Raw genomic sequence first — 25,603 nt, 5'->3', positions numbered from 1 at the left:
TATTAGAATTTAATGGTTAACGTACCGCCGTAGTATCGGGACGGAGGTATCTGGCCTAGATCATTCAACCCAATACTGTTTCCCGTTCCATTTGCATTGGCTGTAAATTCAGGATCAGTGTACACGTTGGACTTGGGTGTCCAAAGAAACAGATTTCGGCCAATAGCAGCAAGCACCACACCTTTGACAAATCTCGTTTTATATAGTAGATTTTTTGGTAAGCTATAGCTTAAGGACAGTTCCCGAAGTTTCCAGAAAGCACCTGAGGTGACGTAGTTCATCGTCACCGCGCGTCTCGGATCATTTTGAGTCCAGAAGTTTGCCCCACCGTCTGCTACCGTTATATTGGTATTATCAACATATTTCCCTGTTGAAGGATCCTTGTATACAGAATTTGGGAATACGAACCGTTCACGGTCATACATTACTGTATTCACACCGGCCCCCGAGAAATCCAGGGTAGCACCCAATCCGTTGTACATTACGTAGCCTCCTCTATATTCAAAAAGAGTCCTCAATGAAAAACCTTTAAAATTTGCATCCAGATTCAGTCCTAAACGGTGAAGCGGTTGGGTATTACCGGCATATTTGATATTCGGATTTAATGTAGGATACCCTGTTACCGCATCTACAATCACTTTCCCAGATGCAGAATCTCTTAAATAATCAGTTGCATACAACGCGGGAAAGGCCTTTCCCGTTGCTGCATACACACCTGTGCCATCACCAAAGAATAGCATTCTGAACAGTTTCAGATCTCCCAAGCCCAGGTCCACTACCTTATTATTATTATAAGTGTAATTTGCCCCAACCGTCACTGTAAGATCCTCTTTCTGAATCGGCGTCACTGAGAGACTTGCTTCTACACCGCTTCCCTTGGTGTTCCCTGTATTTGTTATATAAGTAGAAAAGCCTGATGATTGCGTAATACTCGCCGGCATTGTTTGATTTTTTGTTTCCTGTGCATACACAGTAAACGAAGCCGATATCCTGTTATTCAAAAGGTCAACATCGAACCCCGCTTCTTTTGAAAAGGTAAATTCAGGTTTCAAGCCTTCCTGGACAATTGTATTACCAATGCTGTAGCCAACATTACCTGAATAGGGATAGCCAGCGCCCTGACCAAAGGTGGGTTTCGTACGGTAAGGTCCAAGATTTACGTTCCCCACATTACTCATCGCCCCCCGGATTTTTAGGGAATTGATTACTTTACTGTTGGCAATCGCCGGAATTGCCTTATGCAATAATAATGAAAGGTCTCCGGCAGGATAGTAAAACACATTAAAACCGGGATCCAATACAGAAACTTCATCACGTCTTCCGGTTAAGTGCAGGGTCAGTAAGTTTTTCCAAGTTCCATAAAAATCAGCGTAAAACCCTACTGTGCGGGTTCTATAATTACTCTCTCCGGCTGTGGGTGGAGCAATCTGATTTGAGATATTAAATACATCCGGTACGCCCAATCCGTTAATACCGGCGTTCAAGCTTTTACCTTCTTCTTGAATCAATTGACTAGCGATACTTAGCTGCAGATCAAAATCAGACACCTTCTTTTTAAAGGTAGCCAGAAAATCTCCGATGAGCGTAATTTCATTTCCCATTGCATCACTAACACTGCCCGTCACATTCGATTTTTTATAAGATCCGTTTGTATGGTCTTTTGCATATTGGCTAAATCGGTAAATATTCGTCCAGTTTTTTGTATTGTTATTTCGGGAAGTAATGCCCAAACGTCCCGTTAGATCCAGCCAGTTAAGAGGAGAATATTTTAAAGACACATTACCTAACAGATATTCATTCTTGGTCCTGGAACGGTTATTATCCTTAATAAAATACGGGTTGTTGTAAAAGGCGTTGTAGTAAAAATCAGGCATGGCAAAAGAATCTACCTGCCAGTTTTTATACCTCGTAATTGGGATATGACCAGGTGTGTTCAGAATTTGATCATAAAGAGCGGCCAAAACACCTGTCTGAACGGTATTATATGCATTCTGGGTATACCTCATGGAATAGTCAAGGGTCAAACTAGGATAAATCTTCTCTGTGCCTCCCAGGCTGAACGTGGTACGTTTAAAATTGTCATCTTCAATCACTCCATTTGCGTTCATATACTGTGCACCAAAATAAATACGGCCTTTTCCAGTTGGTGTTGAAACGGACAGATCTGTTTGAGACGTCACAGACGGCTTCCAGAAATTCAATTTCCCTTCCTTACTGTTCCAAGAATAGGGCACGGTTTGCGTTTTACCGCTCGGCAGAGGAAAATCCCCTATTTCGACCATCGATCCGTCGTAAGCAGGGCCATATTGCTGGTTTTCGTAAGGCAGGTATTCCTTCAAATATGCCGTAGAACCGGATCCGTATTTTTTCTGAAGTTTTGGATAAAAAGAAACACTCTGTGCGGATATAGTCTGGGAAAGGGTCACATCCGTCTTAAGATAGGATCCCTTTTTTGAAGTGATAATCAACGCTCCATTGGAAGCTCGGGAGCCATACAGTGCAGCTGCAGAAGCGCCGTTTAAGACAGAAATATTTTCAATATCATTTGGATTCATATTTCCTACAACTTCGTTGGGAACAATTACATTGTCCAAAACAATAAGCGCCTGATTGTTTCCAGTAATAGACCTATACCCTCTCAGCACCACGCTAAAATTTGGATTTACGCCACCATTAACCGCGTTGATTTGTAAACCTGGCACTTTACCAGCTAATGCAGAAGTTACATTCTGTGGAGAGGCCTGAACCAGTTTGTCTGAAGTAAGTACGGTACTTCCATAGCCAACCTTGTTTTTGGACATCCGTAAACCCGATGCCGTAACAACCACTTCTTCTATTGTTTCCTTGCCACTTTTGTAAAGGATAATCCCTTTCAAATTTTCATTAGCTTTCTTTTCAACAGATTTGAATCCCGTAGCTGAAATCTCCAATGTTTGATTACCGGATACTTGAATTGAAAAAATTCCATTTTCATCTGCGGCGGCAGCTTTTGAAGTTCCCAATACCGTTACGGTTGCAAAAGGTATTGGGCTTCCACTTTCGTCAACCACAGTTCCTGTTACAATCCTAGTTTGTGAGTAGCCCATCATGCAAATGGACATAAGCATTGTAAGCAATACTACAATTTTTCTCATGTAATTTTTTTTGTTAAGAATGAATTAAAGTCAGATAGTATTGATCAATCATTTAGGTTGGTGGATTGTCAACATTTCTCAGGCATGAAAATACATTTTTTTAACAGTTAATTCGCCATTTTTTAACTTTTTCTTACCATTATATTCAAGGTTCTTGCTCGCAATAGTTGTATAAACAACCTTATAAATTGATTCTCATCAATTTATAAATTACCTAAAAAATTAGACATTTTCCAATAAATTGATTTAAGTCAATCTGTTTTTTAGAAAAAAATTAATCCTGTGCAAGATTTTCGCAGATTCGGTGTTCTGCCTAAAATTTTTCGCACCCCTCCTAAACTTTCTGTAGGTTTGCAGCCTATGCAACTACTGAACGGAAAAGAAACAGCAAAACTGATCCTGGATTCCCTTGAGATCGATGTAGCACAGCGCGCGGCCACGGGTAAAAAAGTCCCCCACTTGGCCGCCATCCTAGTGGGTAATAACGGGGCCAGCGAAACTTATGTGGCATCCAAGGTAAAGGCCTGCAATGAGATTGGCTTTATATCCACCCTTATTCATTACGAGGAAGATGTAACGGAACTGAAACTGTTGGAAAAAATAGAGGAGCTTAACGAGGATATGGATGTAGACGGAATCCTGGTACAACTGCCGCTTCCGGAGCATATTTCTGAAAAAAAGGTTATTGAAGCCATCGATCCGGGCAAGGATGTGGACGGATTTCACCCGGTGAACATCGGGAAAATGACCCTGGGAGAAAAAGAGGCCTTTATTTCAGCTACGCCTTATGGTATTATGCTGCTCCTGGAGCATCATAAAATCGAAACCAGGGGCAAGCATGCGGTGGTAATCGGCCGGAGCCATATTGTGGGCCGCCCGATGAGCATTTTGCTGAGCAATAACTCCAACCCCGGCAATTGCACGGTAACACTTTGCCATTCAAAAACAACCAACCTGAAAGAGATCTGCCTGCAGGCCGACATTATTGTGGCCGCGATCGGCATTCCTGAATTTGTAACCGCCGATATGGTGAAGGATGGTGCCGTGGTCATTGACGTGGGTATTACCCGGATCAAAGACGCCAGCAAAAAATCGGGGCACCGGTTGGTGGGCGATGTTGCATTTAAAGATGTTGCGCCCAAAACAAGCTTTATTACCCCGGTTCCGGGTGGCGTGGGCCCCATGACCATTGCGGCATTGATGAAGAATACATTTAAGGCCTGTGACAACCGGAACTAAGGCGGGTTAAATCCTAAATCTCAAATTCTAAATTCCAACTATCAAATCCCAGACAGCAAATACCGCCCCGGCAATATTTAACGGCAGTTACCCCGTAATGGAACATTTTTATACCATCCAGGGCGAGGGATATCACCAGGGAAAAGCGGCTTACTTTATTCGCCTTGGCGGATGTGATGTGGGCTGCACCTGGTGTGATGTGAAAGAAAGCTGGTCCTTTGATATACACCCGCACCAGACGGTTGCTGCTATTGTGGAGGCCGTAAAAAAAACCAATACGCCGATTGCCGTAATCACCGGCGGCGAACCGCTCCTGCATCCGCTGGATGCGTTGACCACGGCGCTCCGGGAAAATGGTATCGCTACCAATATCGAAACATCGGGATCCGCCCCCCTTTCCGGTATCTGGGACTGGATCTGTCTTTCTCCGAAAAAATTCAAACAGCCTTTGCCGGAGATCCTGCCGCTGGCCAACGAATTAAAGATCATCGTGTATAACAAAAGCGATTTTGCCTGGGGAGAACAATTTGCCGCGCAGGTTGCGCCTGGTTGTAAACTATACCTGCAGCCCGAATGGAGCAAGGCCGCTGTTATGACCCCGCTGATTGTTGACTACATCAAACAGCACCCGAAATGGGAACTGAGCCTGCAGATCCACAAGTACATTCATGTACCATAATTTTTTTGTTTAAGGTTTCAGGCGTGCCCGCCGTGACGGGTCGGATCCGTTTTCATGCTTGATGTCAGATTTTGGATGCTGGATACCAGATGTCCAACATCAGCCATTTAGCGTCTATGAATATCAGCCCAAGGAAATTCACGAAGCAGGAACGGCAACTGCACGTTTACATTTAATATTCCTTATTGGTGATCACTTTCCGAAGGACAGATCAGGAAGCAGTAGTGGTATCATCACTTCTACATTTCTTATTTTGTATTCGTTATTCCACATTCCCGGCACGGGCGTTTCACGCTGGCCTGCCGTGGGCAGTTAGTTTCATCTTACACCCGATGCGGGCGGCCAAACCTGTGATCCCGGGCATAATCGGCTGAACGCTCAACTGATGGCTGAACGCTGATAGCAAATGCCGAACGTATTCTTTCAAAAACGGTTAGCACCCTCCCCTTGCCGATTCTTAATAAAATTTATGTACGTTTGAGGATCTTAAATGAGCATTATGGCAAAATCAACAACAAAAGAGAAAGGAAAAAAGGGCAAGGCCTCCAAACCGATATTGACAGACGAAGCACTACAGTTTCTCAAGAACTATATTAACAATGCTTCCCCGGTCGGATTTGAATCCTGGGGACAGAAATTATGGCTCGACTATCTGAAGCCGTACATTGATACGCATTTTGTAGACCCTTACGGCACCGCGGTGGGCATCATCAATCCCGACCAACCCTTTAAAGTGGTTATTGAGGCGCATGCGGATGAGATTGGATGGTTTGTGAATTATATTACCGATAAAGGATTGATCTATGTAAAACGGAACGGCGGCGCCGATCACCAGATTGCCCCGGCACAGCGGGTGTTGATCCATGGTAAAAAGGGGGCGGTAAAAGCCGTGTTCGGATGGCCTGCCATTCATACCCGCATTGGCAAGGAAAATGAAACCCAACCCAAAACGGAAAACATCTGGCTGGACTGCGGAGCACGCAGCAAAAAAGAAATTGAAGCCCTGGGTATCCATGTTGGCGCCGTGATTACTTACCAGGATGGCTTTGATGAACTGGCGGGCGACCATTTTGTAGGCCGTGCTTTTGACAATCGCGTTGGCGGGTTTATGATTGCGGAGGTGGCCCGGTTGCTGAAAGAAAATAAAAAAACCTTGCCGTACAGCCTGTATGTAGTGAATGCCGTACAGGAGGAGATCGGGTTACGGGGCGCGGAGATGATCGCACGCCGGATTAAACCCGATGTGGCGATTGTAACCGATGTTACCCATGACACCAATACCCCCATGATCAATAAAAATATTGAAGGTGATGTATGGTGTGGCAATGGTCCTTCCCTGGCTTATGCGCCGGCGGTACATAATAAACTGCTGGGCTTTGTGGAACAAGTTGCCGAAGAAAACAAGATACCGGTGCAATGGCGGGCGCTGAGCCGTAGTACCGGTACTGATACGGACTCGTTTGCCTACGCCAATGATGGCTGTCCTTCCGTGCTCATTTCCATGCCGCTTCGGTATATGCATACGACTGTGGAAATGATCCACAAAAAGGATATTGAAAATACGATCCGGCTGATGTATGAAACCTTACTGGCATTAACGCCGAAAACCAATTTGCGTTATTTGTAACCCATACTTCAAAAAGAGAAGCCGTTTCCTTCAGGCCTTTTCAGGACGCAGGAAACGGCTTTTACATTGAGCTTTTAACAGTTTAATACCCGGTATTATTAGGTAACAGGTTCGGATTCACATCGGTTTCCTGTTTAGGCACGGGGAATAATAATTGCTTTTCCGAGAACGTGGCATTGAATACCGTTTTATGGCCAACGAAATTATCCCAGTTGCCGGTTACATCATTGTGCACCTTCCTCGTCCGCAGCATATCAAACCACATTTTATTTTCAAAGCATAGTTCAAAATAGCGCTGCAGCCATACTTCTTTTTCAAAAGCATCCTGTCCGGTTCCGATAAACGGAGTGAGCTGAGCCCGGGCCCGGATATCATTTAAGGCTTTCCGGGCAACAGCATTGGGTCCTCCTTCGGCCCGGTTAGACGCTTCTGCGTACATCAGCAGTACATCGGCATACCGGTACAGGGTATAGTTCAGATCCGATTTAACCGTGTTGGTTACCGCATTTACATCAAACCATTTATACAGGTAAGGATGTGAAAAAGTAACGAGCTTGCCATCCTTGGCACTGGGATAACTGCTGTAAAAAAACTGACGCTCCTTTGCCCGCTTATCCCCCGTCGGAAAGGATGCGATGAACTGTTTTGCAGGGTAAACCGATCCATACTCATCAGAATACTTGGAGATGCCGGAGTAGTTCGGAATGGTAAGGGGTGTTAATGGATTATTTTGATTGGCGGCAGCGGAATACTGTACCTGTAATATAAATTCTTTCGTATTCTTATTGGCCGGGTTAATCATATCGGTATATTCCGGAAACAGACTATACCCGCCATTATTAATGATCTCCAGGGAGCGCTTGGCAGATTCCGCATAATAAGCGTTACCGCCATTGATGGCCGCTCCGGCATAGGTCAAATACACATCTGCCAGGATCGCTTTAACGGCGCCCATGGAAATGGCTCCGGTGCTGCTTCTCCAGCCCAGCGTAGATTTTTCTGCAATAAGCAGATCCGGAATGATCACACTGTCATAAATAGCCTTGGCAGGCGTTCTTGGTAGTCTCAACTGGTCGAAACTAGTAGCCAATTCCGTCACTTTTGGAACCGCTCCGTACATACGAACCAGGTAAAAATAATAGAGCGCTCTTAAGGTATGGGCTTCCGCCAACATATTGGCTTTTGACTCATCACTTAGATCCCCGGCTACTATTTTCGGAATCGAAACAATGGCTTCATTGCAGGCCCCAATGCCTTTATATAAGTACTGCCACCAGGTATCAAAATAAAACGAAGTGTTGTTATAGGTGAGGTTCTGGAACATCGTATAATTTGTTTGTCCCAGGTCGCTTCCGGATTTTCCGGTCATATATTCCATCAGGTTCCAGGTATTGCCCCCGTAAGATGAAGGCTGCCCCCCCAACACTGCTTTGCTCAAATTCTGATAGCAGCCGTCTGCGAAAGCCCGTGCCACCTTACCACTGGTGAGCTTGGAGTCGGGTGTAATAAAAGAAGTAGGCTTTTCTTCCAGAAACTTGGTACAGGACGCAAGCAGCAACACCAATACCGCACCTGTTATATATTTTCTATTTTTCATTATTTATGTTTTATTGTTAGAAAATGAGGCTCACCCCAAGGTTCCATACACGCGGGCGCGGGTAGGAAAAGAAATCGAGGTTTTGCGAAAAGGTTCCATTGCTCCCCACTCTTGTGTTATACGTATCTACTTCAGGGTCATAGCCGGTATATTTTGTACTTAGAAACAGGTTCTGAACACTTGCATAAATTCTTAACTTTTGAATATTCCAGCGATCAACGGTTGTTTTAGGAATGGAATAACCCAATATAAAGTTCTGTCCGCGGATAAATGACCCGTCTTCTACCCACCAGGTATCAAATTTGGAATCCTGGGCAAATTTATAGGGCCGCACCTGGGAGATCATTGTATTCTGATGATCGGGAGTCCAGGCATCCAATACCGTTGCCAGGCTGTTGGCGATTGTTTGCCGGTCTTCAGTTGAATGTTTAAAAGTGGCCGCCGTATTCATTCCCTGAACAAAACGGATATCAAAAGAAAAGTCAAAATTCTTGTAGTTGATGGTGCTTGAAAAGGTTCCCGTCCATTTGGGATTTGCTCTGCCGATAACACCGTAATGCTCTTTACCATCTGCATCTAACAGGTATTTCCGGTCGCCTGGTTTCAACCCCTGTGTGGCAGCCAGCGCTGCCTCGTCCTCACTATAGGTACCCAAACGGGTTCTTCCCCAGAACGTGCCGATCGCTTCTCCTACACGCAGGATATTGGTCTGTCCCAAAAAGTTCGGACCCGGAAAAATATCTGCATTGCCGTCATTCAATTGCAGAATCCGGTTACGGTTGGTGGCAAAGATAAAATTGGTCGACCATTTGAAATCGGGGCGATCAATATTCACTGTGTTCAGGCTGACCTCCAACCCTGTATTCCTTACCGACCCGATGTTGCGGTACACATAGGCCTGGTCAAACCCGGCCGACCAGGGGATCGGTGTTTGCAACAACAGGTCTTTTGTGGTACGCGAATATACATCTGCGGTCAGGTATACGCGGTTGTTCCAAAGTCCCATTTCAACACCAGCATCGCCCTGCCAGGATACTTCCCATTTTAAATCGGGGTTTCCCATATTGGTAGGAACCAGGGTGGTGGCCTGACTGCCCCGCAATATGGTAGAGCCGGGCTGGATTTTTTGCAGTGAGGTGTAGGGATCAATTTCCTGATTACCGGCAGCGCCATAGCTTGCCCTGATTTTCAGATCGCTGACAACATTGCTGTTCTTCAGGAAATCCTCTTCAGACGCCCGCCAGGCAACACCCAGTGAAGGGAAGAAGGCATATTTATTGTTTTTGCCGAACTTGGACGAACCGTCATAACGGCCCGTAGCCGTAAATAAATACTTGTTCTGGATATTATAAGTGACCCTTGCATAATAAGAGTTCATCGCCCACTGGTAGTCTTCAGACTCCGAAGCATTTCTTACAGCACCTGCCTGTAAATAATGCCACTGGAAAATATCATCGATGAATTGCTGATTATCTGCCCGCAGGCGCTCCTGGTTATATTTCTGCCAGGACGCTCCCAGCATGGCAGTCATCCGGTGCCCGGTTGAAAACTCTTTGTTCCAGGTCAGGTAATTCTCCGATTGCCAGTATACGTTCTGATAAGTATTTAAATTTGCTTCTCCTCCTGCGTCCATCGACAGATTATGTAAGTCCATCGCTGAATAAAAATTATTTTTCAGGTTATTGAGGTTGTAACCAAAATCAGATTTGAACTCCAGTCCTTTGGCGAGCCGGAATAACAGATAGGTATTACCCAGGGCCTGAATGGTATTATTGAGGGAATAACGGTTGGAGGCTATATGCACCGGATTGGCGCCACCTTCCATACCCGCTATATCACTGTTGCCGGCCCATACGCCATTTGAATATTTAACCGGCAGGATCGGAAGCGCCTCCGCTACCATCCGGGGAACGTTCAGGCCTCCGTTTCCATCAGATACCATCCGTTGCAATCCTTTTACAACACCGATGCTTCCCCCAACCTTTAACCACTTGTTTACCTCATTATCCAGAGTAAACCGCGCCGAATAGCGCTTAAACCAGGATTGGGTCATAATCCCGTTCTGATTCAAATAGCCCAATGAAAGTCCAAAAGTCGTTTTTTCATTTCCTCCCTGAAAATTCAACTGATGGCTGGTCGAAACAGCAGGTTTATACACTTCCGACTCCCAGTTGGTATTATAAATGGGCTGATCGTTTGCATCAAACAAATTGGGATAGTTTTGGTGGTTTAGTGCGGGCGGCGGTATATAGGGGCTGTTTACCGGATCCGGATTAAATTTATTGGCATTTGCCATGGCATCGTTATACACTTTCATGAACTCGGAGGCATTCAACGAGCGCAGGTGCCGGGACAATTGCGACACATTCACATTTCCTTCATAAGACACCTGCGTTCCTCCGCGACGTCCTCTTTTTGTTGTGATCATTACCACACCATTAGCTCCCCGGGCACCATAAATAGCCGTAGATGATGCATCCTTCAGTATCTCCATGGACGCAATATCATTGGGGTTTAAAGTATTGGCGTCAACACCCACCACACCATCCACTACATATAGCGGATCGAGGCTGGAATTAATGGATCCAAGCCCCCTGATGCGTACTTTAGCGCCTGCCCCCGGCGCATTATTGTTCACGCTTACTTCAACTCCCGCAACCTTTCCCTGCAATGCCTGAGTAATATTGGGCACAGGCGCATCCATCAGCTTATCCGATTTTAAGGTGGCCACCGCTCCCGTCAGATCCGATTTCCTTGCCGTACCATAACCAATCACCACTACCTCATCCAATGAAGTTGTTTTGGATGGCTGCAGTACGATGGCACCCAGATCGCTTCTGCCGTTCACGGGTTCTTCGCGGTTCGCATATCCAACAGCGCTAAATACCAATGTTGCATTGGCATTGTCCAGATTGATCGAAAACGCGCCGGTTTCGTTGGTAACTACGGCTGTTTGCGTACCTTTCACCTGAACGGTTGCTCCCGGCAGTGCCCCCCCCTTATCATCGGTTACCTTGCCGGTTACGGTTGTTTTTGTTTGCTGAAATGCAATGGCAGGCGTTGCCGTTATTGTTACCGCAGGGGCCACTCCCATTATAGCGGTTGCAACAAGACATCTCCTCGCTCTTGTACAGGCTCCTGAGATAAACCCAGGCAAGCGTTTACGATTTCTCATATATAATAAAAAATGATTTAAAGGCTCAATGTGTTCTGCAATAGTGTATCAATTTTTAGGGGTTCAAAAGCTTCTCTTCTCAACATGGATTGAATCCATCAGCACCGAATGGATTTACATCCTGTTTAATCCTGTGGTATCCATGGCCGGTTACACGGACGGGCTCAATCCTGCAAACAGAGATGGATCTGTTCAAAAAAATTTGTTCCAGTACAATTGATTCATGGCAACAGGTTATGCATTCGCGCTTCAAGTAAGGTTCGCTAAAACGTTATTGCAAAAATCACCAATTATTACAGCAATCTGTATGCCAATACATTTGTACAAAAAATTTTAATTCAAAACAGCCGTATTCTTTTATCCACAAATAAGACCAATGAAGAGGGAAGCTCCTTCTTTTTATCGGAATAGCGGCGTTGCCGGTTCGCTGTGTCCGGAAGCGCAACCAGAAATGCGATTGCCCCGGGGAACATTATCAAAACGTAAAAAAGACACTTATCGTATTTTCTGAAAAAAAATTCAGGCATTTTGTTTTAGCAGCTGATGAAAATAAAGGCAGATCTGCTGTAGCCCGCATTCCCTGCACCTGGGATTTCTTGCCAGGCAGGTATACCGGCCATGCAGAATAAGCCAGTGATGTGCCTTGTGGATCAGTTCCGGGGCAATGTTCTTTACCAGCTCCTTCTCAACGGCCAAAGGTGTGGTAAGCTTTTGAGGAACGAGCCCGAGCCGCTTACTTACGCGAAACACATGCGTGTCTACCGCCATATTGGGTTGTTGCTCCACCACCGAAGTGATCACGTTTGCTGTTTTTCGCCCCACCCCCGGAAGCGTGATGAGCTCCTTTACTGTCATGGGGATTTCCCCGCCGTAATCCTGCATCACTTTCTGAGCCATGCCGATCAGGTGTTTGGTTTTATTATTGGGATAAGAAATACTGCGGATCAGCGGGAACAATTCGTCAAAACTTGCTTTGCTCAGGCTGGGCAGATCGGGATATTTTTCAAAAATAAACGGAGTAGTCATATTGACCCGCTTGTCGGTGCATTGTGCAGAAAGGATCACCGCTACCAGCAGCTGGTAAGGATTATCATAGACCAGCTCGGTTTCAGGGTTGGGCATATGCTCCTGGAAATAATTGACTACAAACTGATAGCGCTCTTTTTTTGTCATCAAACAAACCTACAAAAATACGGGGATATGGCCTATTGCCACTGAGGCATTGAAAATACTGAAGCCTCTGGCTTTTCTAAATTAAAAACAGCCACCAAGGTTGTTGCATTAAAAGAATCTGTGTTCTGTACCGCAGTGGCTTCATCCCGGAAATTTGCCTTAACTTTCCTCCATGGGTATTATTGAATGCAGTAACAACACCGTGCAGGTCCTTTCGCATATTATTACATATGGCAATGCGGCCGACACTGCGCTTACCGGGCAGATCAGGGAAGAGATCGAAACCATGTGGAATGAACCGCAGGGAACTGTTTGGCTGGAGGGAACCGAACGGCGGGTACAGTTCCGTATTACCGCAGCCTATGCACCTGAGATTGCCCCCGAAGAAATACTGGGCAACGATGATCCGCGGAATAATTATTTCAGGATCGAAGCGTATGCGCATGGCAATATCTCCTTTGTGGATGGGCTGGGTTGTAATACCGGGTATTTTAAACTGGAAAACCTGTATAAAGGTTCCACTACTGCCGCGCATGAATATGGCCATACGCTGGGGCTGGAACATCCCGCGGATCTTGACTTCCGGGGCAAAGGCATTCCGGGTATTATGTACCCACGCGGCACATTGGTGGATGCGGCATACCAGTATGAACCGGATCAACCGGCAGGTGCCAAGGGAGGCACCCTTTTCCCGGTTTACCGAAAGGTAAGAAAGGAAGATATTGCGCTCTTAAAAATCGAACGTCTTTCTTTTAAAAACAACAAGGCTGTTATCGGAGATTTCAGCAGCATCTGGCACCCCGATCATCAAACCCTGCTTTAATTTTTGATCAGCCTGTAATGCCCGGCAAAGCTACCCTGTATTTCTTTTCCGTTCATGTCCAGTTGGGTAAGGGCATTGGGGGTTACAGTGTACATAACAGGCCGCTCCACACCGGCCCCATCTATTTTTAAATAAAGAACCTGGTCCTTAATTTCGTATTTGCCCTTATTGATAAAAGAATCGGGCTGCTCCCCTTTATAAATCTCCTTCATCAGGAACGACCGGTCCGCATACAGCGTAATTGCCGTTTCGATCCCTTCACAGCTTGCGCAGGGCAACAGACCGGAGTAGGTACCTTCTACCGTAGTGGCATCCGCATGTTGCGCTTTGCCGGAATCCGGGGGCGCAGATAATGTATATGTATATGCTGCCGAATCCCGCCCTGGTTTGCTTTTGCCGCTATCCGCAACACAGCCTGCAATGCAGCAGGCCAGTATGATATATATGCATTTCATTCCGGTTCCATTTATTTAGGATGTACTGCTATCGGCTCCGTGTCCGCCGTTAAAACCATGGTTCCGGGATATCAGCGGGCATCTGTTTCCAACGGAAACTCCAGGGTAAACACACTTCCCCGGCCCAGTGTGCTTTCTACCTTTATGGATCCGTTGTGTGATTGAGTTACGGATTTAACGTAATTCAATCCCAGGCCAAAGCCTTTTACATTATGGAGGTTACCGGTATGCGCCCGGTAAAACTTTTCAAAAACCCGCTTCTGTGTTTCCCGCGTCATGCCGATCCCATTGTCTTCAAATTTCAGGATGAGCTTATCACCCGAATTATAGGAGCTGATCTTCAGATGAATGGGCACATGCTCCTTTGAATATTTTACTGCATTGTCAATGAGGTTGTTAACCAGGTTGGTAAAATGCACTTCATCTCCTTTGATAAGATCATTGGAAGCGCCTAAAGCCAATTCTGCGCGGCCATTTTTTTCCTGCAGCTGCAGCAGGAATTTATCGGCCACCAGCTTTATAATTTCATGCACATGCACCGGGCCTTTATCCAGCTCCACTTCCTGTTTTTCAAACTGGGAGGCTTTCAGAATGGCTTCAACCTGCTTGTTCATGCGCTGATTCTCTTCTTTGATGATACCACTGAAATACGACATCCGTTCCCTGCTCGACATTACCTTCTCGTTCTTCAGTGCATCCACGGCCAGCGAGATCGTAGCGATCGGCGTCTTGAACTCGTGGGTCATATTATTGATAAAATCATTCTTTATCTCCCCAAGTTTCTTTTGCCGCAACATGGTATATACCGTTACAAAAAAGGCAGCAATAATGACCAGGGTAAAGAGGATGGCCAGCAGGATGTTGCCGGTGAGCGACCGCAATACCAGCTTTTTGTAATCGAGTGCAACTACAAACAATGCCTCATCCGGGTTTTCAAACGCAGAACCGCTTGATACTACGATCCCCACCCCTTTTGCAGAATAATTATGTACGGTATCTGCATTTGCCTGAACATAGTTGGGCGTCTGTTTTTCGACCGGGTCGAAAGGTTGATCACTTCTCAGCATAAGCATAAACTCAAACCCCAGGTCTTCCAGTCCGGCACGATCAAATGCCTTCCGGATCCGCTCATACAGTTTCTGGTGGCTCATCTTGGCATGAATGGTATTACGCTTAAAGAAGTCGTGCGCCGACCGCGGGAACAACGGGATGTCGTTGTTATAAGGCGTACTGTATTGCGTTTTAAACTGAATCAGTTCCAGCCCCACTTCATTCACCGCATTGTCGATCCTTTGGCGTACCTGGTCTTCCCTCAAAATGGCTGCGTTCTTCAGCCAGGAAACCTGGAAAAGGATAATCCCCAAAAGCGAAAGCGAGATCAGAACGGTTATGAGTACAAATAATTTTTTCACGAACGTTAAAAACTGGGTAAAAGCAAATATAATCATCGATCCGCATCTGTAAAAACCATAAATCTGTTTACCTTTATACTTTAACTTGCTTTTATAGAAGCATTCAATGTTATTATTATATAATCGAAGCAACTAATGGAACCGGAAAGCGGCAGTTTTTTGATAGCCAATCCACATTTGAACGACCCCAATTTTGTACGCACCGTGGTGTTCCTCTGCGAGCATGATGCCACCGGAACAGTAGGGTTTGTGATGAACCGGAAAACCCGTCATACCATCGGAGACCTGGTACCGGATTTTGAAGGTTTTGATTTCCCGGTATATGAAGGCGGACCGGTTGGACTGGATAACCTGCATTTTTTGCATCAGTATCCCGATGCGATCCCCGGCGGCAAGGAAGTACTGGAAGGTGTTTACTGGGGCGGCGATTTCGAAATACTGGCAGCCCTTTTATCCGAAGGCCGTATCGAACCGCAAAAAGTACGGTTCTTTCTGGGGTACAGCGGCTGGGGAGAAGGCCAGCTGGACTTTGAAATGGAAGAAAAAACCTGGATTGTTGCAAAAGCTACCCGTGAATTCCTGTTTGGCGATGATGAAACAGCGCTTTGGAAAAACATTCTTACACATCTTGGCGGCGATTATAAACTCATCGTCAACGCGCCGATCGATCCGCGGTTGAATTAGTTTTCGGCAAATAACCAGAGTGCCTATACCCGGCTCGCTGGTACGTATTCACGTATTCTTCGTACCTTAACAGGTTGAAATCTCAAATCTCAAATCTCAAATCTCAAATCTCAATCCATATCCATGAAACGCTTATTATTTTCTATCGTATTAGGATTATCTGTTTGTTTCTCGGGCTGCGACACCCTGCAATCCGTCGCCGGTGGTCTCTCGCAGCTGGAAATGGCCAATGGCCTTCGGGCAGCGCTTACCCAGGGACTCTTTAGCGGTTTTGAAGCTTTTGCGAATCCCAACCAGGGCAACCCGCTGGTTCGTTTTGCCTTTCCCGGCGATGCTGCAAAAATTGAGAAAACCCTGCGTGACCTGGGACTGAGCTCGCTGGTAAATCAGATGACTTCCAAATTCACCAATGCCATGGGCCAGGCCGTTACGGAGGCAAAACCGGTATTTGTAAACGCTGTTAAAAATATGAGTATTACAGATGCGGCTTCCATTTTACTGACCAACAACCGGCATGCAGCTACCGAATTCTTCAAAGCGCAGATGTCGCCCGAGCTGATGACCAAATTCCGCCCGATTGTAGACAACACTGTTCGCACCAGTGGTGCCGACCGGGATTACCAATCGGTTGCCAAAGCATACAATGCCATTCCCTTTCTCGGAAAAAAACTGGAACCCAACCTCAATGATTTTATAGCAGCCCGTGCAATCGATGGAATGTTCCTTTATGTAGGAAATGAAGAAGAAAAGATCCGCACCAACCTGGCCTTCCGCAAAACCGATCTCCTAAAGCGGGTATTTGGATATGCCGACCAGCAAATGCGGCTGAGGGGCGGACAATAATACGGCCATCAACCGGCAAACGGTACGTTTTTAAACTACTAAATCAATACTTATGAACGAAAACAATCCCAACTACCAACAGCCTGGCTTTAACCGTCAGCAGCAATCAAATCTCTTTAACGAGGCGCCGCCCGCCGTATACGGCACATTTTGGGAGCGCCTGGGCGCGGTCCTGATTGACGGGGTAATCCTTGGAGTGGCGGGTGCTGTTCTCAATAACATTTTTGGCCTTGGCTTTTCCCGCGAAGTACTTTATAATGCCGATACCGGGGCTATTTATGCAGCCTACTGGAAAAGCAACAGTGTGCCACTGGTCATTCAATGGCTTTATTTTGCGCTGATGGAATCCAGTGCCAAACAGGCTACCCTGGGTAAAATGGCGCTTGGATTAAAAGTAACCGGTATGAATGGGCAGCGTATCAGTTTTCTGAATGCCACAGGTCGTTATTTTGGTAAAATCATCTCCGCCATCATCGTGTTTATCGGATTCCTGATGGTGTTGTGGGACGATAAAAAGCAAGCCTTGCACGATAAAATGGCGGGCACGCTGGTCGTTAAAAAATAAACAGGCGCTTTTTCTATCTCCTGTATTCAATAAAAAAGCCGGACACTACCCGGCTTTTTTATTGAGATTTCATTCTTTTACCACAACTGGTTGCTCTTCTGCAGCGAGTAGGAAAATCCAAGTCCGAGTGAATAATACTTGTTGGGGTTATTGCTCCCATCCGGATTATGATTATCCAGGTTTTTTGAAAGGAACCGTACATTGCCCTCCAGGAAAATGCGCCCCCGGTTACTTACCCGGTATTTAACACCACCCCCTACCGGAAGAATAAAACCCAGTTTATCTGAGCGCTCTTTAAACCCGTTGGTAGATGCGTAATTAAACAGTCCGTAAGCTCCCGCCCCAGCCAGTACATAGGGCGACCAGCGGGTAACCGCATCATTCAGGATATCATATTCTGCTTTAACCGTAGCCTCCAGAATGTTGGCATTAAACTTTCCTTTGGGCCCGCTTACATCTTCGTCGAGATTATTTCCCCGCAATGCGCCAAATAACAACTCCCCTCTTACAAAGAGCTGGGAAGGCAGGATCATGCTATGATCATAGAAGGCGGAAACTGCATAAGAAGTATGCGTACCCAGCGGGGTTTTTACGGCATACCGACCTGAATAGCCCAGCCCGCCAGCCGTAATCCCGACATGGCTTTTTTGGGCGATATAATCTTTCTGCCCGTTACTTTGGGCTACCGAACACAAACTGCTGCCAACAAATCCTGCAAAAAGGATCCAATCTTTTACTTTCATAGTTTATTATTATTTGCCCCACATACGCCGACTCAGGTTATTCAACTGCTGCTGAATTTCAGCTGCATGCGCCTCCGTAAGCGGGTTTTCATTAAATCCGTTCTCTGCATCCAGTGAAGATTTGATCACCTTGCTGTCGAACAACCGGTTTTCAAATACTTCCTCCCAGGTAATGCGGCCACCCATATCCAGCGGGTTTACGATATTGCTTCTAACCAGTGTTTTTCTCAAGTCCGGATAATACAGCCAAAACAGCGCGTGTTCACTGTTTGCAACCGTATACCCATCAGAAGTGGTATAGGAAGACAACGGAGCAATCCCCAGGATACGGATATAGGTTTTACCATCTCTTTTATTAAACACCCATTCTTCTTTGATCCGGAATTTATAAACCGAATCTCCGGACACCATGCGGCTTCTCACCTGGTAACCCACGATATTCCCGTCCATATCATATTTTGCAGCCGTGTCTTTTCCCCCACCAAAGGAAGCCACCACTTCATCGTAGCTGATGGGTGTGGTAAACCGGTCGTCGATATTACTAAATGCCTGTACACCGTGGTCCTTTACCGCCTTCAGCATAATATTAATCAACCGGGCATTTTCGTCACCATCGATCGCTTTGTTAAAGAAATAGCGGGCATTCTTTTGTGTCCGCGCATCAATCGTACGCCATACTCTTACCCGGTATAAGGCATCCGAGGCATACAGGGCCGTATAAGGCAGCGGAGTGGCGGTACTGTCGGACATATCATCTTCCAGTACATTGTCTTTACGGAGCGATTTTGAAGATCCGCTAAACAAACCGCCTCCCTGCGCCTCTTCTACCACTTCAATGGGAAGATTTGCCTGGATGCTATCCGTTACCGGGGATTTATCCGGATCCGGCTGTCCGGGCGTTGCAGCGTCCTTAGGCGTGTTGGCTTTGGGAGCCGCCGGCTTTTTAGCGGAGGAGGAAATGGGCGTATCGTACGCACTCCGTTGAGCAAAGCTGTTTACTGAAACAGAAAGCAATCCTGTTGTCAGACAAGCGGCCATAAACATGTTCAATTTCATCAGTATATTTTTTTTCTTCCGGGCCGGCGCCCGGAAAACGATCCATTAATATAAGTTAAACGCAATAGGCGGCAGCGTTCTTGTGCCACCTGGTCCGGTAGCCCTGATCTCATCAATCGTGATGGTGCTTCCGGGCTGTGCCCGTTCAATCAGCGACCGGGCTGCATTAAATGAGTTTCCGGAAACGGCCTTGTGCATAAACTCGGGGTAACCTGCTCCGGCAAAGGTCATGGTATAACTGGACACGGTAAACTTCACTCCTTCAAATACAAAGTTCTCCAGTTCGGCTCTTACGCCCGCCTGTGCTTTGAAATCGTTCACCCGCATCCGGCCGCCCTTGCTGGCCCCAACCATGGCGGTGGGCGAGGGTACCGATTTTACCCGGAACTCAAAATTACTGGTGTGTTTTCCATCATTTACAGAAACAGTTGCTGTGCCCGGTGTGGTTACACGAGCCGTATATTTTCCGCGCGAACCGGAAATACTGCCCTGGCTGATGGAAACCCGCAGCTGATCGGCGCTGGTACCACTTCCGCCACCTACGGAGATGGGGTTATCCAGCCCTACATACAATACTTTTACCGCATCGGCACTCACCGTTAACCCCGTTGGAGAGGCCACCGTATAGGTAATATCCCGGGTGATTACTGAAGTCGTGCCATCGGGCTTTACAAAAGAGATATTTACCTTTTTGGTATAGGTGCCCGGGCCTCCGGCAACGGTTTTATATTCGGCCAGTCCGTTTGCATTGAGGGGCACTGCCGCGCCATCGATGGTTACGGTTGGACGTGCATTTTTACTAAACGCCCCTACGCCCGCGGTGATATTAAACTCCTGGCCCGGCAGCAGGTACTGTGCATTGGCGGTTGCCAGGGCCTGAAACTCATCGTACACCACTTTTACCGCCCCGATCTTATTGTGACAAAACTCGATTACCTGAGATTCGGCATTCTTAACGTCGTTCTGGAATTTAGAAAGAATGGTAATAGCGGCAACAGAAGGCGTGCTTCTGAAATAGGCGGCGGACCAGGTTTTATTATTGCTGTTCTTTACTTCGGGCATGCTCAGATCCAGGGGCAGGGCATGCTGGAACTCGTTGTTGATTTCCGGATCGATCGATAAGATGGCTGTTTTATATCCCGTCAGCTTTTTCAGCAGATCCTCACCCTGTTTTTTATCCACCATGATCCGGGTAGGTACATCCAGGTTGCTTTCTTTGTAAGCTCCTGTTTTGGGATTGAGCCCGGATGCGGTTTTGATCTGGGTCTTTAAGGACTCAATATAGGTAACCAGGTCATCGGAAAGCTGGCGGGCTTTTTCCGCTTTTGGCATCCAGATCTGGGCCAACTCCTGGGTTTTGGGATCGTTTGCTTTTTCTTCCAGTGAAACAAAGATGGTCTTATTTTTCTTATCGATGGTTTCATTGGCATTCGTCAAGCTCTTATCGATCGTCTTAAATGCATTCAATACCTCCGATGATACATTCAGCGCCAGCAATGCTGTCAGCACCAAATACATCAGGTTGATCATCTTCTGCCTCGGCTCTCGTGGTAAAGCCATAATAGAATTCCTTTACTTGATTTTGATAAATTACAGGATAAACGGATTATCCGTTTTTCATTTGCATGGCGGCGATCATGCCACTATACATCTGGTTCAACCGGGCAAGATTTTTTGAAAGGTCGGCAATCTCCTTTTGCGTATTCTTGGCATCTTCTGCGCTGTTTACCAGGGCATCGGAAGTTTCCGCCAGTTTTTTATAATACATGTTCATCTGGCTGATAGAAGCACTGGCCTGTTTGATCTGCCGGGAATACTCTTCAGTATCCACAATGCTTTCTGAAGCATGGCTGATCCGGGTGATATTGGCCTCCAGGCTTTTAAAACCGGCGCTCAGCCTTCCCAGGTTCTCGGGCGTAATATCGGCGGCTTTCAGCATTTCATCAACAGAAACCAGGGCACTGTCCTTCGCCATTGTTTTCTTCACCACCACTGTGTCCTCGGCTCCGGCCGGGTTGCCCATCTCATCTACCTTTTGCGGAGGATTGAACAGGTACATCAACCCAAAGCTCAGGAATACCAGCACCTCGGTATATAAACCGATCTGCAGCCACACATTGGGGTCTCCGAACGGGGAAGTACCGGTAAGTTTAAACAACACCCCCAGCAATACAGGAACCGCACCCAACGAATAAAAGATCTCCAAGTAACGGTCTATCGGGCGAACTTTTTCAACAGCCATACGCGCTAATTTTTATTGATAAATTGTTTGATGAAATACAAATTGATTATTCAGGCAGGTTCACCACAATGCGAAACCCGAGGTAGGAATGCGATGCATCCAGGTCTTCAAACGAGCGGTTCTCCGCGGTCATGAATGTAGGCGTATCTTTCCAGCTGCCGCCGCGGATCACTTTCCGCCGCTGTGCCCTGGATTCTGATTCCGGTGTACCCCACTGAATATCGGGGTTAAACCGGTTCTGGAAATTCTCCCCGCCTTCATAGTAGGACGTAGTCGTCCATTCAGATACGTTATCCGCAAGATTGAATAACCCGAAATTACCTTTTTTAGCCCCCTTTACATATACCGGGAAAATTTTGCCTTCACCTGGTATGGCGGCGTTTGTATTGTTACCGATTTCGTCACTGGCGGTATCCTTTGGCCCGTTTTCTTTTTTAGGCTCGTTTTTGCTGTTCAAACTGGCAGCATATTCCCATTCGGCTTCTGTAGGAAGCCTTGCCTTGCCGCCAGCATTTCCCTTATTACGGGATTGCTGTGCCAGGATCTTGTGCTTGGTCATCCAGTCGCAATAAGCACTGGCCTGCTTCCAGCTTACACCCACCACCGGGTAATTCTGGTATTTGGGACTGCTGAAATAGTTTACTGCCATCTGCTCATTGTTGGAATATCCAAAATCCCGCATCCATGCCAGGGTATCGGGGTATACCTGAACCGTGTAGCGGTATACAAAATCCTTGGCGTCCCGGCCTTTATTTTCTCTTTTTGCCGCTTCCTGGTAATTGAATCCCTCCAGTGCATAGATGAGTTTATCCGGGTTCAGCATGCGCTTCTGACTGATCGTTTTAGAAGGGTCCAGCACCAGGTCGCCCAGTTGCGAAAGGATGGCCGGGTCGGAATAATTGATCCGGGAGGCCATTTTCCAGTTCACGGCGCTATCATTCCCAACAATGGTCACATACTGTCCGCCAAGCCGTTTTGCAGCAATAGAGTCGCGCACCCAGTTTACAAATTCCCGGTACTGGGCATTGGTAACCTCGGTTGCCGACATATAAAAACCACTGATCAAAACCGGGCGTTGCTGGTCCTGACTGGTAGGCGAGGTAGAGTCGCCGTGATTTCCCATGATAAAGGTTCCGGTGGGGATTTCGACCACCGACATCGGCAGCGTAGCACCGATTTCGGACTTCTTACCTACAACTTTTCTTAAACTAACACTTTTCTGGGAATATGAATGCACACACAGCAAGGACGCAACAATGAAAAAAAGAAGATGATTCCTCATGGGAAGATTTAGGTTTAAAAACTTTTGATTCGCAAAATGTCTGCCAGAATCCGAGCAAATTAAACCTCTTTTCCAAAAAAATGGAAAGTTTTTTCCCCAGATCGTTGCAGAAGCAAGAATTATACCCCAAATAGGGTATACACAGCCAGCCGGAAGAAACACTGATACTTTTTAACGACCAGATTATTAGTCCTTTAAAGGCGATTCCATTGGTTGGCCTTATCTGAGAATGAAGGCTATCGCTTCGGCGGACTATTACAGATTTCTGTGATCCGGGGCATAAAAAAGCCCGTTCTTTCAAACGGGCTCCATATAAAGATTTTCGATTATTTATAAAGAAAGGGCTCCTTCGATGAGCACGGTTACCTTGTTGTTCAGCACTTCTACAAATCCGCTTTGGATCTGAAAATAGCTGGCGTCGTTGTTGCGGTCCTTTAAGATCTTCAGCTTTCCTTCCTGCAGTGCCGCGATCAGGGGCGCGTGTTTGTCCAGTATCTCAAACGAACCGGAAATTCCGGGCATCTGCACACCATAAACATCGCCGCTGTAGATCTTTTTCTCGGGAGTTAATATTTCTAATTGCATAGAGTATTTAGTATTTAGACCATTAGTATTTAGACAGGCTATTTAGTCTTCCTTCAAACCGTTATAGAAAACAAGGATCATTTTATAAATCTGCAACCCTTCGTCAACCAGCCCCACACTTTCAAAACCTTTAAGATATTTTAATCGAATGGCCAGTTCCAGTTGTGTTTGCACCTCATTTATAGAACCCATTGCAAATTCCAGGAACCGCCTAAACTGTTTGTTAGTACCTCTGCCTGCACCTTCTGCGATATTACTCGGAACCGAAATTGCGCAATCTCTCAATTGTGCCCTTAATCCGTACCGCTCGTCATTGGGAAAACTTTCACTGATCTCATAAACCCGCTCTACAAAATCCATAGAGCGCCGCCAGATCCTCAGCTCTCTGAAATTGTGCATTCCCATAGTAGTTAGATTTTAGTGTTTAGCAATTCAGTGTTTAGATTCTGATACAATATTAAGACACTCCGGCCAATATATATCTTCAAAATCTTTTTTATCTGAATACTAAATACAATCCATCTAAATACTAAGACGCTGCCAGTAATTTCTTTCCTTTCTCGATGGCGTCATCAATATTACCCACCAGGTTGAACGCCGCTTCCGGGTATTCATCCACTTCACCGTCCATGATCATATTAAATCCGCGGATGGTTTCATCGATGGGAACCAGTACCCCCTTCAGACCGGTAAACGCTTCTGCCACATGGAAAGGCTGCGAAAGGAAACGTTGTACCTTACGGGCACGGGCCACGGTCATTTTATCTTCGTCGCTCAGCTCATCCATACCCAGGATGGCGATGATGTCCTGTAATTCTTTATAACGCTGCAAGATCCGTTTTACGCGGTTGGCGCACTCGTAGTGGGCATCCCCTACTACCTGCGGCATCAGGATACGGGAAGTAGAATCCAGCGGATCCACAGCCGGGTAAATACCAAGGTCAGCAATTTTACGGCTTAATACGGTAGTGGCATCCAGGTGGGCAAAGGTTGTTGCCGGCGCCGGATCGGTAAGATCATCCGCAGGTACATAAACCGCCTGTACCGAGGTAATGGAACCGCTCTTTGTAGAAGTAATTCGCTCCTGCATCAATCCCATTTCGGTAGCCAGCGTAGGCTGGTATCCCACCGCTGAAGGCATACGACCCAGCAGCGCCGATACCTCAGAGCCGGCCTGTGTGAACCGGAAGATATTATCAACGAAGAACAGGATGTCCTTTCCTTTGCCTTCGCCATCTCCATCGCGGAAGTATTCAGCGATGGTCAAACCACTCAGCGCCACACGTGCACGTGCACCCGGGGGTTCGTTCATCTGTCCGAACACAAACGTTGCTTTGGAATCCGCCAGCTCTTCAGGGTTTACCTTGCTCAGGTCCCAGCCGCCTTCTTCCATGCTGTGCTTGAATGCTTCACCATATTTCATAATGCCTGCCTCAATCATCTCACGCATCAGGTCATTTCCCTCACGGGTACGCTCACCCACACCGGCAAACACCGACAAACCACCGTGTCCTTTTGCGATATTGTTGATCAGCTCCTGGATCAATACGGTTTTACCTACCCCGGCACCACCAAATAAACCAATTTTACCTCCCTTTGCGTAGGGCTCGATCAGGTCGATCACTTTGATACCGGTAAACAACACTTCGGTTGCCGTGCTGAGGTTTTCGAAAGCCGGCGGCATGGCGTGGATCGGACGGCCATTTGCTTTGGAAACAGCAGGCAACCCGTCGATGGCGTCACCGGTTACATTAAACAGGCGTCCTTTGATGGCCTCACCCGTAGGCATGGTAATCGCTTTTCCGGTATCGCGTACTTCAGTACCCCGAACAAGGCCTTCCGTACCGTCCATTGCGATGGTACGCACGCTGTCTTCTCCCAGATGCTGCTGCACCTCTAACACCAGGGTATCACCATTTTCTTTCGTGAGTTCCAATGCGTTATAAATTTCCGGGAGCGTGCCGTCGAACTGAACGTCGATTACCGCGCCGATCACCTGTTTTACTTTACCTACGTTTGCCATATCAATATTGAAATATAAGGTTTTATTTGAGGCTGCAAAAGTAAGGTTTATACCTATAATAAATAACGCAGCGGTCAAGAATTATTAATAACCTGTGGAAAAAATACATTTATCAGGACTTTGCCTGTATTTTTGTCCTCATAAACACTTAAAACTTATAGAAAATGACGAAAAACATCGGCCAAAGAAAGGAGCCGCCCTAAGGCCCCTTCATTATTTTACTGGCGCTACCCGCCGTATTTTCAATAAGTTCCGTAATTTTCTGT

General features: G+C 46.5%; 21 protein-coding genes. 7 read left to right on the top strand and 14 right to left on the bottom strand.

From position 1 onward, the window contains the following. Window positions 1-2: 2 nt before the first annotated feature. Window positions 3-3,134, bottom strand: a complete 3,132-nt coding sequence (locus LL912_RS23870; RefSeq protein WP_235556144.1) for a SusC/RagA family TonB-linked outer membrane protein — start codon at window positions 3,132-3,134, stop codon at window positions 3-5. Window positions 3,135-3,494: 360 nt separating this feature from the next. Here LL912_RS23870 and folD point away from each other — a divergent pair, with 360 nt between their 5' ends. From folD to LL912_RS23855, 3 genes are all read left to right on the top strand, one after another. Beyond that, entirely contained in the window at window positions 3,495-4,373 is an 879-nt protein-coding gene (folD, locus tag LL912_RS23865) for a bifunctional methylenetetrahydrofolate dehydrogenase/methenyltetrahydrofolate cyclohydrolase FolD (protein WP_235556542.1), read from the top strand. A gap of 97 nt (window positions 4,374-4,470) precedes the next feature. Further along, complete coding sequence (locus tag LL912_RS23860) at window positions 4,471-5,052, top strand: 7-carboxy-7-deazaguanine synthase QueE (RefSeq protein WP_235556143.1); 582 nt, start codon at window positions 4,471-4,473, stop codon at window positions 5,050-5,052. Window positions 5,053-5,551: 499 nt separating this feature from the next. Then, complete coding sequence (locus LL912_RS23855) at window positions 5,552-6,679, top strand: M42 family metallopeptidase (RefSeq protein WP_235556142.1); 1,128 nt, start codon at window positions 5,552-5,554, stop codon at window positions 6,677-6,679. Between the two features lie 82 nt (window positions 6,680-6,761). On the opposite strand, the gene LL912_RS23850 is transcribed toward LL912_RS23855, so the two are convergent. The 3 genes from LL912_RS23850 to nth form a co-directional block, all read right to left on the bottom strand. After that, window positions 6,762-8,276, bottom strand: a complete 1,515-nt coding sequence (locus tag LL912_RS23850) for a RagB/SusD family nutrient uptake outer membrane protein (RefSeq protein WP_235556141.1) — start codon at window positions 8,274-8,276, stop codon at window positions 6,762-6,764. Between the two features lie 16 nt (window positions 8,277-8,292). Further along, a complete protein-coding gene (locus tag LL912_RS23845; protein ID WP_235556140.1) occupies window positions 8,293-11,451 on the bottom strand; it encodes a SusC/RagA family TonB-linked outer membrane protein in 3,159 nt (1,052 codons plus the stop codon). Between the two features lie 519 nt (window positions 11,452-11,970). After that, the gene (nth, locus tag LL912_RS23840) at window positions 11,971-12,624 is read right to left on the bottom strand and encodes an endonuclease III (RefSeq protein WP_235556139.1); all 654 of its coding nucleotides are present in this window, start codon (window positions 12,622-12,624) and stop codon (window positions 11,971-11,973) included. A gap of 172 nt (window positions 12,625-12,796) precedes the next feature. On the opposite strand from nth, the gene LL912_RS23835 reads away from it, so the two are divergent. Next, window positions 12,797-13,447 carry a peptidase M10 gene (locus tag LL912_RS23835; protein ID WP_235556138.1) on the top strand — a complete coding sequence of 217 codons (651 nt, stop codon included), beginning with the start codon at window positions 12,797-12,799 and terminating at the stop codon, window positions 13,445-13,447. Here LL912_RS23835 and LL912_RS23830 read toward each other — a convergent pair. Together LL912_RS23830 and LL912_RS23825 are read right to left on the bottom strand one after the other, a co-directional pair. Beyond that, entirely contained in the window at window positions 13,444-13,902 is a 459-nt protein-coding gene (locus LL912_RS23830; protein ID WP_235556137.1) for a copper resistance protein NlpE, read from the bottom strand. The genes LL912_RS23835 and LL912_RS23830 overlap by 4 nt on opposite strands. Before the next feature lie 71 nt (window positions 13,903-13,973). Next, window positions 13,974-15,314 carry a sensor histidine kinase gene (locus LL912_RS23825; RefSeq protein ID WP_235556136.1) on the bottom strand — a complete coding sequence of 447 codons (1,341 nt, stop codon included), beginning with the start codon at window positions 15,312-15,314 and terminating at the stop codon, window positions 13,974-13,976. 135 nt (window positions 15,315-15,449) lie between these two features. Here LL912_RS23825 and LL912_RS23820 point away from each other — a divergent pair, with 135 nt between their 5' ends. From LL912_RS23820 to LL912_RS23810, 3 genes are all read left to right on the top strand, one after another. Continuing rightward, the gene (locus LL912_RS23820) at window positions 15,450-15,998 is read left to right on the top strand and encodes a YqgE/AlgH family protein (RefSeq protein ID WP_235556135.1); all 549 of its coding nucleotides are present in this window, start codon (window positions 15,450-15,452) and stop codon (window positions 15,996-15,998) included. Window positions 15,999-16,121: 123 nt separating this feature from the next. Continuing rightward, window positions 16,122-16,841: a DUF4197 domain-containing protein gene (locus tag LL912_RS23815; protein WP_235556134.1), complete on the top strand. Its 720-nt coding sequence runs from the start codon at window positions 16,122-16,124 to the stop codon at window positions 16,839-16,841. Between the two features lie 52 nt (window positions 16,842-16,893). After that, window positions 16,894-17,406, top strand: coding sequence for an RDD family protein (locus LL912_RS23810; protein WP_235556133.1), 513 nt, complete (start codon window positions 16,894-16,896; stop codon window positions 17,404-17,406). Between the two features lie 77 nt (window positions 17,407-17,483). On the opposite strand, the gene LL912_RS23805 is transcribed toward LL912_RS23810, so the two are convergent. The 8 genes from LL912_RS23805 to atpD all read right to left on the bottom strand — a co-directional run bounded on the left by LL912_RS23805 (window position 17,484) and on the right by atpD (window position 25,337). After that, on the bottom strand, window positions 17,484-18,149 hold the full coding sequence (locus tag LL912_RS23805; protein ID WP_235556132.1) for an outer membrane protein: 666 nt from the start codon (window positions 18,147-18,149) through the stop codon (window positions 17,484-17,486). Between the two features lie 9 nt (window positions 18,150-18,158). Then, on the bottom strand, window positions 18,159-19,205 hold the full coding sequence (porN, locus tag LL912_RS23800) for a type IX secretion system ring subunit PorN/GldN (RefSeq protein ID WP_235556131.1): 1,047 nt from the start codon (window positions 19,203-19,205) through the stop codon (window positions 18,159-18,161). Window positions 19,206-19,250: 45 nt separating this feature from the next. After that, window positions 19,251-20,765 carry a type IX secretion system motor protein PorM/GldM gene (gene porM / locus LL912_RS23795; RefSeq protein WP_235556130.1) on the bottom strand — a complete coding sequence of 505 codons (1,515 nt, stop codon included), beginning with the start codon at window positions 20,763-20,765 and terminating at the stop codon, window positions 19,251-19,253. Window positions 20,766-20,811: 46 nt separating this feature from the next. After that, complete coding sequence (locus LL912_RS23790) at window positions 20,812-21,447, bottom strand: GldL-related protein (RefSeq protein WP_235556129.1); 636 nt, start codon at window positions 21,445-21,447, stop codon at window positions 20,812-20,814. Between the two features lie 46 nt (window positions 21,448-21,493). Continuing rightward, complete coding sequence (porK, locus tag LL912_RS23785; protein WP_235556128.1) at window positions 21,494-22,729, bottom strand: T9SS ring complex lipoprotein PorK/GldK; 1,236 nt, start codon at window positions 22,727-22,729, stop codon at window positions 21,494-21,496. Between the two features lie 330 nt (window positions 22,730-23,059). Beyond that, on the bottom strand, window positions 23,060-23,314 hold the full coding sequence (gene atpC, locus LL912_RS23780; protein WP_235556127.1) for an ATP synthase F1 subunit epsilon: 255 nt from the start codon (window positions 23,312-23,314) through the stop codon (window positions 23,060-23,062). A 42-nt stretch (window positions 23,315-23,356) separates the two neighbouring features. Beyond that, window positions 23,357-23,719: a four helix bundle protein gene (locus LL912_RS23775; protein WP_235556126.1), complete on the bottom strand. Its 363-nt coding sequence runs from the start codon at window positions 23,717-23,719 to the stop codon at window positions 23,357-23,359. A 124-nt stretch (window positions 23,720-23,843) separates the two neighbouring features. After that, window positions 23,844-25,337, bottom strand: a complete 1,494-nt coding sequence (gene atpD / locus LL912_RS23770; protein ID WP_235556125.1) for a F0F1 ATP synthase subunit beta — start codon at window positions 25,335-25,337, stop codon at window positions 23,844-23,846. Between the last annotated feature and the right edge of the window lie 266 nt (window positions 25,338-25,603).

The organism is Niabella agricola, from assembly GCF_021538615.1.
GTDB classification, from domain to species: Bacteria; Bacteroidota; Bacteroidia; order Chitinophagales; family Chitinophagaceae; genus Niabella; species Niabella agricola.
The sequence above is the reverse complement of the archived record's forward strand: the minus strand, read 5'-3'. Positions and strand labels throughout refer to the sequence as shown.